The sequence below is a fragment of the Methyloterricola oryzae genome, from assembly GCF_000934725.1.
GTDB classification, from domain to species: domain Bacteria; phylum Pseudomonadota; class Gammaproteobacteria; order Methylococcales; family Methylococcaceae; genus Methyloterricola; species Methyloterricola oryzae.
This window is the reverse complement of record NZ_JYNS01000008.1, coordinates 141,064-156,483: the sequence shown is the minus strand read 5'-3', so window position 1 is coordinate 156,483 and position 15,420 is coordinate 141,064. Positions and strand designations below refer to the sequence as shown.

The following is a 15,420-nucleotide window of genomic DNA, read 5'->3' as shown; positions in this document are numbered from 1 at the left end:
GTCAATGCGGCTGAAAAAATGTATTAAAAATGAATCTTTAGAGATAGGTAGGGTGATTATGAGTGCTCAAGTTGAAGAAAAGCGGGACTACTTTTGGATCTATGTGGGAGTGGCCACCATTGCCCTGGTGGGCGCGGTCGTCATGGCGAAGCTGAGCGAGAACGACAAATACGATCCCATCCGGCAGCAGCAGGCCGCAGAGTCGGCTCAGATGAATATCCGGATCATCAAAGACTATTGAGCGCTCAGCGCGCCATCCTCTGAGGAGAAAACCCAATGACACGATTCAATACCATGTTCCGTTCCTGCGGACTGCTTATCCTGTTCGCCCTGTTCTCGGCCAATTCCAGTGCCGCCGAGTACGTGTTCCGGGACCTCATGGCGAACACGCTGCCTCCCGCCAAATGTGCCGCCAGGGCCGATGCCAGTTCGAATGCGGAAGATGCATACACGGTAAAGAAGTTCACCAAGACTTTCTGTGAAACCCAGGGATACGGCTGGCATGTTTCAGAGACCAAGAGCACCGGCAAGCTGGTCTGCAACGAATGCACGGACGACAGCAGCGCGCAGGGCAAATATCAGTGTCATCTGGAGGATGTCGTGGTTACCTGCAAGCGTCTGAAGCCGGGTTCGGTGGGTATGTTCCCCGGCAAGGGCTAAACGGTGTGGCCTGTAGCGGCGTTTAGCCACGCATGAGGCGCGGGCACAAGGATGTGCCGGGGGCTGGCTGGAATTCAGCGAACCGCGTCCAGATCGTCGACCTTGATAAAGATGCGATTGGACTCGGAGCGCGTCGAATAATTATGGGCAATCAGCCCGCCTTGCTCCCGATTGATGTTCTCGCCCTGGCCGCCAATTTCCACCCACTCGCCTAAGCCGATATTCACGGTCGTGTCGGCACTCTGGGTATTGATGCTGCCAAAACCACCGCGGCTGACGCGATCCGACCAGGGCGAGACCTGCAAAATTACGCCGTCGCCCGTGAGCCTAGGAACGACGCTGAACCCTGCCGTGACATCGCGGTAGTCGACGCCGGGTCCGTAAATAGCGGCACCACCCCCGTAACCATAGGCAACGCCGCCCTGGGGTAGGGCAATCTGCTGGCCGAAGCGGATCACAGCTGCCTGCCCGTCGAGGGTCTGCACCTGCTGGGTCTGCCCACCGGCTTCCACGCTCTCCGTCTGGTACACATGCCCACGCCCACCGACGCTGGCATTCCCCTGGCTGTCGACGTTGACTCCGACGTCGGCGCGGGCATTCAGCGCTTCGCGCGTCAGTCCGCGCCCCTGGACCACGGTGATGCGCAGGCGGTGCTGTTTCTGGTCGAGTTCCTGCACCAGCGTGCTGATTTCCTGCAGACGGGGCAGGCTAGCCTTGACGATGAGGCTGTTGGAAGCGGGAACCACGGTCTCCCCGGGTTCCAGCACGGGGGCGATGAGCCCCGCAATTTCCTGGGGCAGGCGATGGCGGAGTTGGATGGTGGCCAGTTCCGCTTCCGCGCTGGCAGTCCCCAAGCAAAATAGCAAGCCCAGGGCAGCGCCAGATCTCATGCCGACCCTGCGAGCGCGAGAACGGAAGGGCCTTGCGCCAGGCAGTCCTGCCGGGCCAGGGTGTACAGGGTTTCATACTGACGCGCACTCTGGCGCCAGGAAAAGTCGCGCTCCATGCCAGTCTTCTGCATCCTGAGCCACATATCCGGGGTGGCATAGAGATTCAGCGCCCGCTGAATGGCGCCGAACAAGGCCGCGGGCTCGGCCTCGTGGAACACGATTCCGGTCGCCTTGCCCAGGGTCATGTTGGTGGGGCTGGCGTCATCCACGGTGTCTGCCAGTCCCCCGACGCTCCGCACCACGGGCACGGTGCCGTAATGCTGGCTGTACATCTGGTTCAGGCCACAGGGTTCGAAGCGCGAGGGCATCAAAAAGACGTCGGCGCCCGCTTCGATCAGGTGTGCTAGCGCTTCGTCATAGCCGAACTTGAGGGCGATGCGGTCGGGGTAAAGCGCGGCCCATTTTTCCAGGACACGCTCGTAGCGCCGTTCGCCGCTGCCCAGAATGACCAACTGCAAGGGCATTTCCGCCAGTTTGGGGAGCAGGTCGATGACCAGGTCGATCCCTTTCTGCTGAACCAGACGCCCCACTAGGGCCAGCACCGCCAGGCCGGGGTTTTCTTCCAGGCCGAAATGGCGCTGCAGGGCGGCCTTATTTTTGGCTTTTCCGCTCAGATCGTTGCTGTCGAAGGGGTGGGGAATGTGCGGATCGTGGGCCGGATTCCAGGCATCCTCGTCGATGCCGTTGAGAATGCCGCTCAGGCGGTCGGCGCGCTGGCGCAACAGGCCTTCCAGGCCGCAGCCGAACTCCTCGCCCTGTATTTCGACGGCGTAGTTGGGGCTGACCGTGCTGATACGGTCGGCGTAGACCAGACCGCCCTTGATGAACGAGAGCGAGCCGTAGAACTCCAAGGCATGGCAGGTCCAGAACCGCTTCGGCAGGGCGATCTGTCCGAAAGTCTCGGGCGGAAACAGCCCCTGATAAGCCAGGTTATGGATGGTGAAGACGGTGGCCGGATGCCCTGGCTCATCCCCCAGCAGAGCGGGGATCAGACCGGTCTGCCAGTCGTTGCAGTGCACGATGTCCGGCTTCCAGCGCAGCCCGACTCGGTTCATGGCCACTTCCACCGCCACGCGGCAAAGCAGGGCGAAGCGGTCGGCGTTGTCGGGCCAGGGCTGGCCATCAGGGCCCAGATAGGGGTTGCCGGGTCGGTCGAAGCAGCCCGCGTGGGCCACCAGCCATACCGGGATATCGGCGCCGGGCAGCGTGGTTTCGTGTATCTCGATGGCGCCGCTGCCGTGCATGATCCGGGTGGTTTGCAGCTTGGCCAGAGCGGCAAGCAGATCACCATAGGCTGGCATGATGATGCGAACGTCGTGGTCCAGCCCCTTCAGGGCCAGGGGCAGGGAGCCGGACACGTCGGCCAGTCCGCCGGTCTTGATCAGCGGGTAGACTTCGCTGGTGGCGAACAGGACCTTGGTCATGCCGGCGTTTCCGGATCGTCGGTGGTGTCGGCGTCCGCTTCAGGTTCGAGCGCCTCGTCTGCCTCCTCCTCGCCGCGCAGCATGAGCACCACGCCACCCAGGGGTGGCAGGGTGAGGTTGAGGGAATAGGGGCGTCCCATCCATTCCCGTGCTTCCGCCATGGCATGTCCTACGCCGGTGTTGCTGCCACCGTAGTATTCCGAATCGGAGTTGAACACTTCCAAATATACACCCGCTTCCGGCACGCCGATGCGGTAGTTGGGGCGCGGTACCGGGGTAAAATTGAGAACGACGATGGCGAAGTCGTTGCCGCTGCGGCGCAGGTAGCTGAGCACCGATTGCGGCGCGTCATGGCAATCGATCCATTCGAAGCCGGCGGCATCGAAATCCAGGCCATGCAAGGCATGTGTGTCCCGATACAGGCGGTTCAGATCGGCCACCAGCTTCTGGATACCCTGGTGTAGCGGAAAGTCCAGCACCTGCCAGTCCAGGGCGCGGCTGTGGTTCCACTCGCCCCCTTGCGCGAATTCGCAGCCCATGAACAGCAGCTTCTTGCCGGGATAGGTGAACATGAAGGTGTACAGGGTGCGCAGATTGGCGAAACGTCGCCATTCGTCGCCCGGCATCTTCTGCAGCATGGAGCCTTTGCCGTGCACCACTTCGTCGTGGGAGAACGGCAGGATGAAATTCTCGCTGAAGGCGTAGAGCAGGCCGAAGGTGATCTGGTCGTGGTGGTAATGCCGATGGATTGGGTCTTTGCTCATGTACACCAGGCTGTCATGCATCCAGCCCATGTTCCACTTCATGGTGAAACCCAGGCCGCCGGTCCAGGTGGGACGGGTCACCTGCGGCCAGGCGGTGGATTCTTCCGCCATCACCAGGGTTCCCGGGTGCTGCTGGTGGGTGACCGTATTGAGTTCGCGCAGGAAGGCGATGGCCTCCAGGTTCTCGTTGCCGCCGTATTTGTTGGGAATCCAGTCCCCCGGTTGGCGGGAATAATCCAAGTAGAGCATGGAGGCCACGGCATCCACCCGGAGGCCGTCGATATGGAACTCCTCCATCCAGAACATGGCGCTGCCAATGAGGAAGTTCTTTACCTCGTTGCGGCCGAAGTTGTAGATCAAAGTGCCCCAGTCACGATGCTCGCCCAGCCTCGGGTCCTCGTGCTCGTAAAGGGCCGTGCCGTCGAAATGGGCCAGGCCGTGGGCATCCTTGGGGAAGTGGGCTGGCACCCAATCCAGGATCACGCCGACGCCGTGGCGGTGGCAATAATCGACGAAAAAGCGGAAATCGTCCGGTGAGCCGAAACGCGCCGTCGGCGCGAAGTAACCGGTAGTCTGGTAGCCCCAGGAGGCGTCCAGCGGATGTTCGGTGATGGGCAACAGTTCGATGTGGGTAAAGCCCAAGGGCTTCACGTAATCCACCAGTTCCGCCGCGAGTTCGCGGTAGTTGAGAAAGCCGCCCTCGCCGTCGCGTCGCCAGGAGCCCAAGTGCACCTCGTAGACGGAGAGGGGCGCATGCAGCCAGTCGCTCTTGGCGCGCTCCTCCATCCAGGCCTGGTCCTTCCAGCCAAAATTGGTCTTGGGTACCGCCAGGGACGCGGTGTTCGGCCGCAGTTCGAAGCGCTGGCCGTAGGGGTCGGTCTTCAGCAGGATGCTGCCATTCTGGCGGTTGCGGATTTCGAACTTGTAGACCGTGCCAGGCTGCAATTCCGGGATGAACAACTCCCAGACGCCACTGCCGCCTCGCACACGCATCGGGTGGCGGCGGCCATCCCAGTCGTTGAAATCGCCCACCACGCTGACCCGCTCGGCATTGGGTGCCCAGGTGGCGAAGAGGATGCCGTCGATGCCATCCACGCAATGGGTGTGGGCGCCCAGAAGGCGGTAGATGTGCCAGTGCTTGCCCTCACCAAACAGATGGATGTCGAAATCGGCCAGTTGTGCGGGAAAGGTGTAGGGGTCGATGCGCGAGTGGGTTTCACCTTGCGCGTCCTTCCAGTACAGCCGGTAGTGCTGAGGCAGCGTCCGCTTGCTCGGTAGCCTGCCTTCGAACAGGTCGGTGCCCGGAATGCGCTTCAACTCCGGTCCGTCCTCACCCAGGCTGGCGCTTTCCGCCTGCGGCAGCAACGCCCTGATGATCTCCCCGCCGGTGCCCGTGTGGCGACCGAGCACTTGAAACGGGTCGTGGTGGCATGCCGTCACGATGCGCTGCAACTCGGGGTCGAGGCCCGCCACGCCGGTGTCTGGGGCGGGGGCACGCTGCGCTTCGGTCGGGTTCACTTTAATTGACCTCTGGTAGTAAAATGGCGCCGACTAATGCCGGAATGACTGGGCTTTATGTTACCAAATTTGTCCCCTGGTTGTAGGTCCAACGAACAAGGAGCCCCCTCATGCCCGAATCAATCCATACCTCCCGCTTTGTAAGCCGCCTTACGCGGCATACCCTGGCGTTGATCCTGGCTGGCGGTAGAGGCACCCGGCTGCAGAAGCTGACCGAGTGGCGCGCCAAGCCGGCAGTTCCCTTTGGCGGCAAGTTCCGCATCATCGATTTCCCCCTATCCAACTGTCTGAACTCCGGTATCCGCCAGGTGGGCGTGCTGACGCAGTACAAGTCGGACTCGCTGATCCGCCATATCCAGCAGGGCTGGGGATTTCTCAGGGCCGAGTTGGGCGAGTTCGTCGATATCCTGCCGGCCCAGCAGCGGCTTCAGGAAACCTGGTATGCCGGCACTGCCGACGCCGTTTATCAAAACCTGGACATCTTCCGCCAGCGCGATCCGGAATACATCCTGATCCTGGCCGGCGATCACATCTACAAGATGGACTACGGCCTGATGCTGGCCTATCACGTGGAGCAGCAGGCGGACCTCACCATCGGCTGCATGGAAGTGCCCATCGACGAGGCGCGGGCCTTTGGTGTCATGGACGTGGACCAGGACAAGCGCGTGCGCGGCTTCGTGGAAAAGCCCGACCACCCGCCGGCCATGCCGGATCGTGCGGACCACTCCCTGGCCTCCATGGGCATCTACATCTTCAACACCGGCTTCCTGTTCGAGCAGTTGATCAAGGACGCCGACATGCCGGGGTCCACGCACGATTTCGGCAAGGACATCATTCCCGAGATCATCAAGAAATACCGGGTGTTCGCCTATCCTTTCCGTGACGTGCAGAGCGGAGTGCAGGCCTACTGGCGCGACGTGGGCACGGTGGACGCCTATTGGTCGGCCAATATGGAGTTGATCGGGGTCAACCCGGAGTTGAACCTGTACGACAAGGACTGGCCCATCTGGACCTACCAGACCCAGACGCCGCCCGCCAAATTCGTGTTTGACGACGATGACCGACGCGGCCTGGCGGTGGATTCCATGGTTTCCGGCGGCTGCATCATTTCCGGGGCCGAGGTGCGGCATTCGCTGTTGTTCTCCAACGTGCGCGTCAACTCCTATTCCCACGTGGAGGACGCCGTGATACTTCCGGAGGTGAACATCGGCCGCCATTGCCGCATCAAGAAGGCCGTCATCGACAAGGGCTGCAAGATTCCGGCGAATACCATCATCGGCGAGGATCCCGAGGAGGACCGCAAGCGGTTCTATGTGAGCCCGGGCGGCGTGGTGCTGGTGACCCCGGACCAGTTCGGGCAGCGGCTGCACTATGCCCGCTGATGCCGGCTAGCCGCACTTACCGCTTATCCCCGCCAGCGAGCGGGTTGATGTGGCGCCGCGGCGCCGCCATACCCGAGCCGACGAAAAGACGGGGAATTTCACCGTCGTCGCGCTCACGCCGACGCGCGGTCGAAGGCCCCGTTAATCCAGAGTTTGGAACTTTTTCATGGCGCCCCAGCGGCGCCGTTTTCATCTTTATGTCCGGCTCCTGCGAGGGCCGGAAGCGCTCCGGGCTCGATGTCGTGCGCCGTTCGGCGGCGGCTGTTCCAGTCCACCAAATCGATCATGTAAAGACACAACGGGAGTTAACTTGACGCAAGCGCAGAGCATCCTGGACCGCCGGCGCGCCGGCATTCTGCTGCATATCACATCCCTGCCGGGCCCGCTGGAGTGCGGCGACCTGGGGGACGAGGCCAAACGTTTCGTGGATTTTCTGGTGAGCTCAGGGTGCACCCTGTGGCAGACCCTGCCCATCGGACCGCCCCACGAGGACCGCTCGCCTTATCAATGCATGTCGGTGCATGCGGGCGACCCGCAGATGATCAGCCTGGAATGGCTGCTGGATAAGGGCTGGCTCAAGGAACTGCTTCCCCACCTGGAAGGCGAAAGCAGCAGCGTGTACCGGCTGGCTTGCCTCAAGCAGGCCCACGCGGGCTTTCTGGAGTCGGCGGGCGCCTATGAGCATTGCATGCTGGAGCGTTTCCGGCAGGAACAATCCCATTGGCTGGATGACTATGCGCTGTTCGTTGCCTTGCGCGAGGAATACGGGCGAACCTCCTGGCATGCGTGGCCGCAGCCGCTGCGCGACCGTCAGGCCGAGGCGCTGGCTGCGGCGCGGGTACGCCTGGCGGCCGCGGTGGATCAGGTCTGCTTCGAGCAGTTCGTGTTCTTTCAGCAATGGAAGGAACTGAAGGCCTATGCCAAGTCCCGCGGCGTCATCCTGTTCGGCGACATGCCCATCTTCGTCGCCTGCGATAGCGCGGATGTCTGGGCCCAGCGGGAGTATTTCGATCTGGACGAGGCCGGGCAGCCCCGTGTGGTGGCCGGCGTGCCGCCGGACTATTTCTCCGCCGTGGGCCAGCGTTGGGGCAATCCCCATTACAACTGGGCGCGCATGGAGGAAGACGGCTTTAGCTGGTGGATCGAGCGGGTGCGGGGACAGATCGCGCTGTACGATTGGGTGCGCATCGACCATTTCCGCGGCTTCGAGGCCTTCTGGGAGATTCCCGCCGATCAGGAAACCGCCATACATGGCCGGTGGGTCAAGGCTCCAGGCGAGGCGTTGATGCGGGCGCTGTTCGCCGCCCTGGACGGTGTCGGCCTGCCCCTGGTGGCGGAAAACCTGGGGGTCATCACGCCGGAAGTGGAGGCCTTGCGCGAGCAGTTCCACATCCCCGGCATGCTGATTCTGCAGTTCGCCTTCGATGGCGGGCCCGACAACCCCTACCTGCCGGCGAATCACGTGGAAAACGACGTTGTCTATACTGGCACCCACGACAATGACACCTCGCTGTCCTGGTACCAGCATCTGAGCTCCGAGCAACGCCAGGCTGTGGACGAACATCTGGCCGAGTACGCCGAGCCCATGCCATGGGCCCTGGTCAGCGCGGCCCTGGCTTCCCGGGCGCGCCTGGCGATCCTGCCCATGCAGGACGTCATGGGCCTGGGTGAGGGGCACCGCATGAACCAGCCCGGCACCATGGGCGGCAGCAATTGGCGCTGGCGATTCGAATGGGAGCAGGTCAGCAGCGAACACAGCATCTGGCTGGGCCGCATGATCCGGCGCTACGACCGCGTCTGAGCACCGGATTCCGGCCGGGCACCGAACCCGGCCGGGCCGAGCCCGCACCTGAGGGGCCATTGGCGTGACCCGAGCGATCTGAAAAGGAACCCCCATGGCCCGCACGTTTCTCCGCCCTGTCCTGCAACTCTTGTTCCGCCTGCTCTTCCGCGTCCGCGTGGAGGGTGTGGAACGGATCACCGGCCACGATAAGCTGCTGATCGTCGCCAATCACGAGTCGTTTCTGGATGGCCTGCTCCTGGGGCTATTCCTGCCGGTCGATCCCGTCTTCGTGGTGCACACCGGCATCGCCAACAGCCGGCTGTTCCGGCCCATCCTGTCCCTGGCCGATTACCTCGCGGTGGATCCCACCAGCCCTATGGCGATGAAGAAGATCCTGCGCCTGGTGGAGTCCGGCCGGCCGGTCATGGTATTTCCCGAGGGGCGCATCACGGTGACCGGGTCCCTGATGAAGGTCTATGACGGGCCCGCTTTTGTCGCCGCCAAGACCCGCGCCAGCCTGGTGCCGGTGCGTCTGGACGGTGCCGCCCGCACCTATTTCAGCCGTCTGGCCGGCCGTCACCCCAGGCGTTTGTTTCCCAGGATCACGATCTCGGTGCAGGCTCCCACGGTTCTCGCCATGCCCGAAGCGGAGCGGGCGCGCGAGCGGCGCCGGCTGGCGGGAGAACGCTTGCGGCGCATAATGCAGGAAATGATGTTCCGCTCGCGGCCGGTCCAGAGCCTGCATACGGCCTTGTTCGATACAGCCGCCGTCCAGGGTTGGCGGAGGCCGGTCATGGAGGACATCCAGGGCAGCGAGCTGTCCTACGGTGCTCTGATTCGCCTGTCGCTAGGCCTGGGACGCCTGATTTCCCGCCATACACACGAAGGCGAGCACGTGGGCGTTCTGCTGCCCAATCTGGCGCCGACCTTCGGCCTGCTGTTTGGTCTGTCGGGGCGCGGGCGGGTGGCGGCCTTGCTCAACTACACCGCCGGGGCCGAGGGCCTGCGCTCGGCCTGCACCGCGGCACAGGTGCGCACGGTCATCACTTCGCGCGTGTTTCTGGAAAAGGGCAAGCTCGCCTGGGTGCCCGAGGCGCTCCCGGAGGCCCGATTTTGTTATCTCGAGGATTTGCAGCAGGACCTGCAACTGGCCGACCGGCTGTGGGTGATCCTGGCCACGCTGGCCCCGCGCTGGGCGACCGCGCGGCCTGACGCGGACAGCCCCGCTGTGGTGCTGTTCACCTCCGGTTCCGAGGGGCGGCCGAAGGGCGTGGTGCTGTCGCACCGGGCGATCCTCTCCAACATCGCGCAGATCCTCTCTGTGGTGGATTTCAGCGCGGAGGACAAGGTGCTGAACGCGCTGCCGGTGTTCCATTCCTTCGGGCTCACGGTGGGCGGTTTACTGCCCATCCTGGCGGGCGCCAACCTGTTCCTCTATCCCTCGCCCCTGCATTACCGGGTCATCCCCGAGGTGGTCTACGACCGCAACTGCACGGTGCTGCTGGGAACCGGCACCTTCCTGGGCAACTACGGCAAGCAGGCGCACCCTTACGATTTCTACCGGTTGCGCCATGTGGTGTCTGGCGCCGAGAAGCTGCCGGAGAGCGTGCGCAGCCTGTGGTTCGAGAAATTCGGTATCCGCATTCTGGACGGCTACGGAGCCACCGAAACAGCTCCGGTCATCTCGGTGAACACGCCCATGGCCTACCGGACCGGCACCGTCGGCCAGTTGCTGCCCGCCGTGGAGGGCCGGTTGCTGCCGGTGCCCGGGATCGAGCGCGGGGGCATCCTGCATGTGCGCGGCCCCAATGTGATGCTGGGTTACTACCTCTACGAGCACCCCGGTGTGATCGAGCCGCCCCGTTCCGAACTGGGGGAGGGCTGGTACGAGACCGGCGATGTGGTAGAGATCGACCCGGACGGGTATGTCAGCATCCTGGGCCGGGTCAAGCGCTTCGCCAAGGTCGCCGGCGAGATGATCTCGCTGGAAGCGGTCGAACGGCTGGCGGCCCTGGCTTCGCCGGATTGCCAGCATGGCGCATTCGCCATGCCGGACCCGCAGAAAGGCGAGGCCTTGGTGCTGTGCACCACCGACCCGGGGCTGAGCCAGGAACTGCTAACCAAAACGGCGCGCCAGGCCGGCTTCCCGGAACTGTCGGTGCCGCGGCGCCTCGTGCGCCTGGAGGCGCTACCGCTGCTCGGCACCGGTAAGCTCGATTATGTCGCGCTCAAGGCCCTGGGCCTCGAGCATCTGGAAGGGGCAGGGTAACAGGCTATGCAATCCACGAACGCGCAAGACCCGAACCACTGGCCGCTGCGGGCGATGAGCGCCGTGCTTTCGGCCCAGTTCCTCTCGGCCCTGGCCGACAATGCCCTGCTGTTTGCCGCCATCGCCCTGGTCAAATCCCAGCAGCGGCCGGCGGAATGGGTGCCCTTGCTGCAGGAGTTCTTCGTGCTGGCGTTTGTCGTCCTCGCGCCCTTCGCCGGCGCTTTTGCCGACGCTTTGCCCAAGGGACGCGTCATGTTGTGGGCCAACGGCCTTAAGCTCATCGGCGCCGGGGCCATGACCGCCGGCTTTCATCCCTTGCTGGCCTATGGCCTGGTGGGTGTGGGGGCGGCGGCCTATTCGCCGGCCAAGTACGGCATCCTCTCGGAATTGGTGACGCCGGCGCAACTGGTGAAGGCCAACAGCATGATGGAAGGTTCCACCATCGTCGCCATCCTGCTCGGAGTGGCGGCAGGCGGCTGGCTGTCGGACCAGTCGGTGAATTTGGCCTTGATCAGCGTGGCCGGCTGTTATTTGGCCGCCATGCTCGCCAACCTGGCGATTCCCAGGCTGCCTGCCGTGCACCCCGGGGAGCGCTTCCATCCCTGGGAGTTGTTCAAGGATTTTCTGCAAATCACCTGGACCCTGGTGCGCGATCGCGATGTGCGTTTCTCCCTGGCCTGCACCAGCCTGTTCTGGGGCAGCGGGGCGACCTTGCGGCTGTTGCTGGTGGCGTGGGTGCCGCTGGCCCTGGCCATCCAGGATACCAGCACGCCCGCCAACCTCAACGGCGCCGTGGCCATCGGTATCGCCGTGGGCGCGGCCCTGGCCTCCGCCTGGATCGCCCTGGAAACCGTCAACCGCGCGCTGGTCCCCGGCCTGTTGCTGGGGCCTCTCATCATGGCGTTGTCGCTGGTGGCCAACTTGCCTCAGACAGTCCTGCTTTTGGTGGCTATCGGAGTCTGCGGTGGCCTGTTCGTGGTGCCCCTGAACGCGCTGCTGCAGGAGCGGGGGCACGATACCGTGGGCGCCGGGCACGCGGTGGCGGTGCAGAACCTGGCCGAGAACCTGTCCATGCTGATCATGATCGGCCTGTATACCATGTCCATGGAGGCCGGTGTCTCCGCTATCCAGGCTGGCGTCGGCTTCGGCGCCCTGATCCTGCTGGGCCTGCTGCCCATCACGGCGACGCGGCTGCGGGCGGCGGCTTAGGGTAGCCGGTTCCAGACTTCCCCGGCCCGCCGCTCAGCGGGTTCAGTGACCTGACAGATGGCGCTGCTGGCGCGCGGGTGCCTTGACGCCGGCAGCCGGAACTCGCGGTCCGGGTGAACGGATGCCTTCCCGTGCCAGGAAGCGCGGTACGCTGCGGGTGCCGCTGGCATGGAAGTCGCGGGCGATGGCCTGTGTGGCGGCGGCTGAATCGACTCCGCCCTGTTCGGTGAGCCACTGGTAGGTGAGATCGTACAAGCGGTCCAGCGCCAGTTGATGGGTCTTGCCCAGGCATGCGTACAGCCAGTCGCTGAAGGCCATGAAGCGTTCAAAAGGCGACGAGCCCAGAAGTAATTGCAGCCCGTTCTGAAAGCGCCCGGAATTCCCCACCAGGTCCCAGTACCGGGCGAAGCGGCTGATGCGCTGCAGGGTCGCGAAATCCATCAGGCTGGTGCTCAGCACATTGTAGGGCGGATCGGGGCTGTAGCGCAGGTCGAAAGACTGGCTGTGGCGGTCCAGGGGGGCGCCGCGCAGCCGCTTGAGTACGCCGACCTGGATCTCGTGAGGCTCAAGCCCGACCAGGCGGTCGAAGCCCGCCGCGAAACTGGCGAGACCCTCGCCCGGCAGTCCCGCGATCAGGTCCGCATGAATGTGCGCATTGGTTTCCGACCGCAGCCAGCGCAGGTTGGCTTCGGTCCTATCGTTGTCCTGGCGCCGGCTGATGCGTTGCTGCACTTCGGGATTGAAGGTCTGGATGCCCACCTCGAACTGCAGGCTGCCGGGCGGGAAGCGCTTGATCGCCTCTTTCAGCTTATCCGGCAGATGGTCGGGGACGACCTCGAAATGCAGGAACAGGTGTTCGTCCAACCGTTCCAGGAAAAACTCCAAGATCTGCAGGCTGGCCTTCACGTTCAGGTTGAAGGTGCGATCGACGAATTTGAACTGGCGCAGTCCACGGGCGTGCAAGTTGTCCATGGCGGACAGGAAATGTTCCAGCGGAAACGGCCAAGCGGTCTTGTCCAGGGCGGACAGGCAAAACTCGCATTTGAAGGGGCAGCCCCTGGAGGCTTCAACGTAAACCGTGCGCTGGGCGATGTCCCGTTCGTCGTAAAACTCGTAGGGCAGGCGCAGGGATTCCAGCGACGGTTGTTCTGCGTGCAGCAGCTTGGGCGGTTTCGCGCCCTTGAGCACCTGCCGGCAAAGTTCGGCGAAAGCCAGGTCGCCGGGGCCTGTGATGATGTGATCGGCTAGCTGCACGAGGCGCTGCTCCTCCCATTCATGGCTCACCTCGGGACCACCCAACACGATCACGGTTTCCGGGGAGATGCGCTTGAGCAGGGCGACCAGCTTGGTGGACTGCTCCACGTTCCAGATATAAACGCCCAGGCCGATGATGCGGGGCCGCAGGGCGAGCAAGGCCTCCGCCACGTCCTGGGGGCGGTCGGTGATAATGTATTCCTCGATCCGCGTCATGGGCGTGAGTTCGCCCATGTTCGCCATCAGGCAGCGCAGCCCCAGGGAGGCATGGGAGTAGCGGGCATTCAGCGTCGCCAGCAGGATCATCGGGACGGAATCCGGACGATCAGATGCCGACGGCGTGCCGGTAGCAGAAGTCGAACAGCAGCCGCCATTCGATCATCTGGATTTCTCGGCAGAGTGCTTCCGCCGGAATTCGCCCTTCCCGCGCCGATTCGCACAAATCAACGAACAGAAAAGGGTTCCATTGCGTCTGCTGGCGCAGGAAGTCGGTTTCGACCAGGGGCGGGGCGGCCTCCGCCAGTTCCCGTGCACACTCGCACAACATGGTAAAGATAGGGTGAGCACCGACCCGTTCGAACCAGTACTTGCTGTTCCAACTGTCGGGCTCGCGCCGGTGCATCAATCCGTGCCAGTAGCTGCCGGTGCTGCCGGGAATGTTCTGGCTGATGCGGTGGCTCTCATCCAGGAAGTCGTGATAGAGCCAGAGCCCGGCGAGCACGGCCTGGGCCATGGACTTGTCGATGACTCGATGCGGGAGAAAGGCGTCCCCGGCGTTCAGTCCCGACAGTTCCGCGCGCAGTCCTTCGTCCGGCATTCCCGGCCCCAGCGGCGCGTTGCGTTCTTCCGCGAGGAGTGCCGCGAATCGTGGTGTGAGATGGTTTTGGTTAAAATGGACGGCGTTCATGCAGGAAGCGACAGTTACGATATCTGGCCGCAATCTGCCCTTATCTTGCCCCTGAATCCGACGGAAGCGCAAGCATCACCATGAAAATCCTTTATCTGCACGGTTGGCAATCCGTCCCGGGCGGCGTCAAGCCCTCCTATCTCAAACAGGCGGGCCATCAAATGCTCGAACCGGCTCTGCCGGACGAGGATTTCGATGCCGCGGTGCGCATTGCGGAAAATTGGTTGGCCGAGAACGGCGCCGATCTGATCGTGGGTTCCAGCCGGGGCGGCGCCGTTGCCGTCAACATGCAAGCCGCCGGCGTGCCACGGGTGTTGTTGTGTCCAGCCTGGAAACGCTGGGGCAGTATCGACCGCGTGCCGCCGGGAACGATCATCCTGCATGCCCCGGCCGACGAGGTCGTCCCCTATGCGGACAGCCAGGAACTACTTTCCCGCAGCGGGCTCTCCGAATCGGCATTGATCGCCGTGGGGACCGAGCATCGCCTGGCGGACCCGGAATCGCTGGCCATGCTGTTGAAGGTGGTGGACTCTTTACAGGTTTCCTGACGCAGCGGCCAGGCCAAACCGGGCATGGAGTTCGAACAGACCTTGCTTCCGGGGCGCCTGATGCGGCGCTACAAGCGCTTTCTCGCCGATGTGGAACTCGATGATGGCGAGCAGGTAACCGCCCACACGCCCAATACCGGGTCCATGCTCGGTTGTGCCGAGCCGGGAAGCCGGGTCTGGCTCAGCATCAGCAAGAATCCCGCGCGTAAGTACAGCTATAGCTGGGAACTGGTGGAAACCTTGGACGGCGTCATGGTGGGCATCAATACGGGATTGAGCAATCACCTGGTGGAGGATGCTATCCGTGACGGCACAGTCTCAGAACTGGCGGGCTATTCGACCATCCGGCGGGAAGTGCGATATGGCGCTGAAAACAGCCGGATCGACCTGCTCCTGGAAGGCGATGGGCCGCCCTGTTTTGTGGAGGTCAAGAACGTGACCCTGGTGGAGCATGGCACCGCCTATTTTCCGGACGCCGTCAGCGCGCGGGGCAGCAAGCATCTGCGCGAACTTGCCGAGATGGTGTGGCAGGGCGGTCGCGGAGTCATCTTTTTCTGCATCCAACGGCAGGACGCCACGCAACTATGTCCTGCCGACCGCATCGATGCGGTTTATGGTCAGACCCTACGCCAAGCGCTGCGCGCCGGGGTCGAGGCGCTGGCGTACTCGGCGGCGGTGACAACCACCGGCATCCGCCTCGTACAGAGGGTGCCGGTGGTGCCCTGATCGCTCACCTCGTAATGATCGTTCGA

At 63.4% G+C, this 15,420-nt stretch carries 13 protein-coding genes; 8 read left to right on the top strand and 5 right to left on the bottom strand.

Annotation, left to right across the window (positions count from 1 at the left end; all coding sequences use genetic code 11):
* Positions 1-58: 58 nt before the first annotated feature.
* Positions 59-241: a hypothetical protein gene (locus tag EK23_RS12560; RefSeq protein WP_045225706.1), complete on the top strand. Its 183-nt coding sequence runs from the start codon at positions 59-61 to the stop codon at positions 239-241.
* Positions 242-276: 35 nt separating this feature from the next.
* The gene (locus EK23_RS12555) at positions 277-660 is read left to right on the top strand and encodes a hypothetical protein (RefSeq protein WP_235282036.1); all 384 of its coding nucleotides are present in this window, start codon (positions 277-279) and stop codon (positions 658-660) included.
* A 74-nt stretch (positions 661-734) separates the two neighbouring features.
* Here EK23_RS12555 and EK23_RS12550 read toward each other — a convergent pair whose 3' ends face one another.
* Genes EK23_RS12550 through glgB form a run of 3 tightly spaced genes read right to left on the bottom strand, consistent with a single transcriptional unit; the run spans position 735 to position 5,316 of the window.
* Positions 735-1,550 carry a secretin GspD/PilQ domain-containing protein gene (locus EK23_RS12550; protein ID WP_082054162.1) on the bottom strand — a complete coding sequence of 272 codons (816 nt, stop codon included), beginning with the start codon at positions 1,548-1,550 and terminating at the stop codon, positions 735-737.
* The gene (gene glgA, locus EK23_RS12545; RefSeq protein WP_082054161.1) at positions 1,547-3,034 is read right to left on the bottom strand and encodes a glycogen synthase GlgA; all 1,488 of its coding nucleotides are present in this window, start codon (positions 3,032-3,034) and stop codon (positions 1,547-1,549) included. The genes EK23_RS12550 and glgA overlap by 4 nt, the downstream gene beginning before the upstream one ends.
* A complete protein-coding gene (glgB, locus tag EK23_RS12540; protein WP_082054160.1) occupies positions 3,031-5,316 on the bottom strand; it encodes a 1,4-alpha-glucan branching protein GlgB in 2,286 nt (761 codons plus the stop codon). Before glgB ends, glgA begins: the two co-directional genes overlap by 4 nt.
* A gap of 110 nt (positions 5,317-5,426) precedes the next feature.
* Between glgB and glgC the strand changes: the two genes are divergently transcribed.
* The 4 genes from glgC (at position 5,427) to lplT (ending at position 11,959) form a co-directional block, all read left to right on the top strand.
* Entirely contained in the window at positions 5,427-6,698 is a 1,272-nt protein-coding gene (glgC, locus tag EK23_RS12535; protein ID WP_045225703.1) for a glucose-1-phosphate adenylyltransferase, read from the top strand.
* A gap of 310 nt (positions 6,699-7,008) precedes the next feature.
* Positions 7,009-8,499, top strand: a complete 1,491-nt coding sequence (gene malQ / locus EK23_RS12530; protein WP_045225702.1) for a 4-alpha-glucanotransferase — start codon at positions 7,009-7,011, stop codon at positions 8,497-8,499.
* Between the two features lie 94 nt (positions 8,500-8,593).
* Positions 8,594-10,750 carry a bifunctional acyl-ACP--phospholipid O-acyltransferase/long-chain-fatty-acid--ACP ligase gene (gene aas, locus EK23_RS12525; protein WP_045225701.1) on the top strand — a complete coding sequence of 719 codons (2,157 nt, stop codon included), beginning with the start codon at positions 8,594-8,596 and terminating at the stop codon, positions 10,748-10,750.
* 6 nt (positions 10,751-10,756) lie between these two features.
* Positions 10,757-11,959 carry a lysophospholipid transporter LplT gene (lplT, locus tag EK23_RS12520; RefSeq protein ID WP_045225700.1) on the top strand — a complete coding sequence of 401 codons (1,203 nt, stop codon included), beginning with the start codon at positions 10,757-10,759 and terminating at the stop codon, positions 11,957-11,959.
* A 42-nt stretch (positions 11,960-12,001) separates the two neighbouring features.
* Here lplT and EK23_RS12515 read toward each other — a convergent pair whose 3' ends face one another.
* Positions 12,002-13,519: a B12-binding domain-containing radical SAM protein gene (locus tag EK23_RS12515; RefSeq protein WP_045225699.1), complete on the bottom strand. Its 1,518-nt coding sequence runs from the start codon at positions 13,517-13,519 to the stop codon at positions 12,002-12,004.
* A gap of 19 nt (positions 13,520-13,538) precedes the next feature.
* Positions 13,539-14,030: a hypothetical protein gene (locus EK23_RS12510; RefSeq protein WP_235282035.1), complete on the bottom strand. Its 492-nt coding sequence runs from the start codon at positions 14,028-14,030 to the stop codon at positions 13,539-13,541.
* A 170-nt stretch (positions 14,031-14,200) separates the two neighbouring features.
* Between EK23_RS12510 and EK23_RS12505 the strand changes: the two genes are divergently transcribed.
* The gene (locus tag EK23_RS12505) at positions 14,201-14,668 is read left to right on the top strand and encodes a YqiA/YcfP family alpha/beta fold hydrolase (RefSeq protein WP_045225697.1); all 468 of its coding nucleotides are present in this window, start codon (positions 14,201-14,203) and stop codon (positions 14,666-14,668) included.
* A gap of 24 nt (positions 14,669-14,692) precedes the next feature.
* On the top strand, positions 14,693-15,394 hold the full coding sequence (gene sfsA / locus EK23_RS12500) for a DNA/RNA nuclease SfsA (protein WP_045225696.1): 702 nt from the start codon (positions 14,693-14,695) through the stop codon (positions 15,392-15,394).
* Positions 15,395-15,420: the final 26 nt, after the last annotated feature.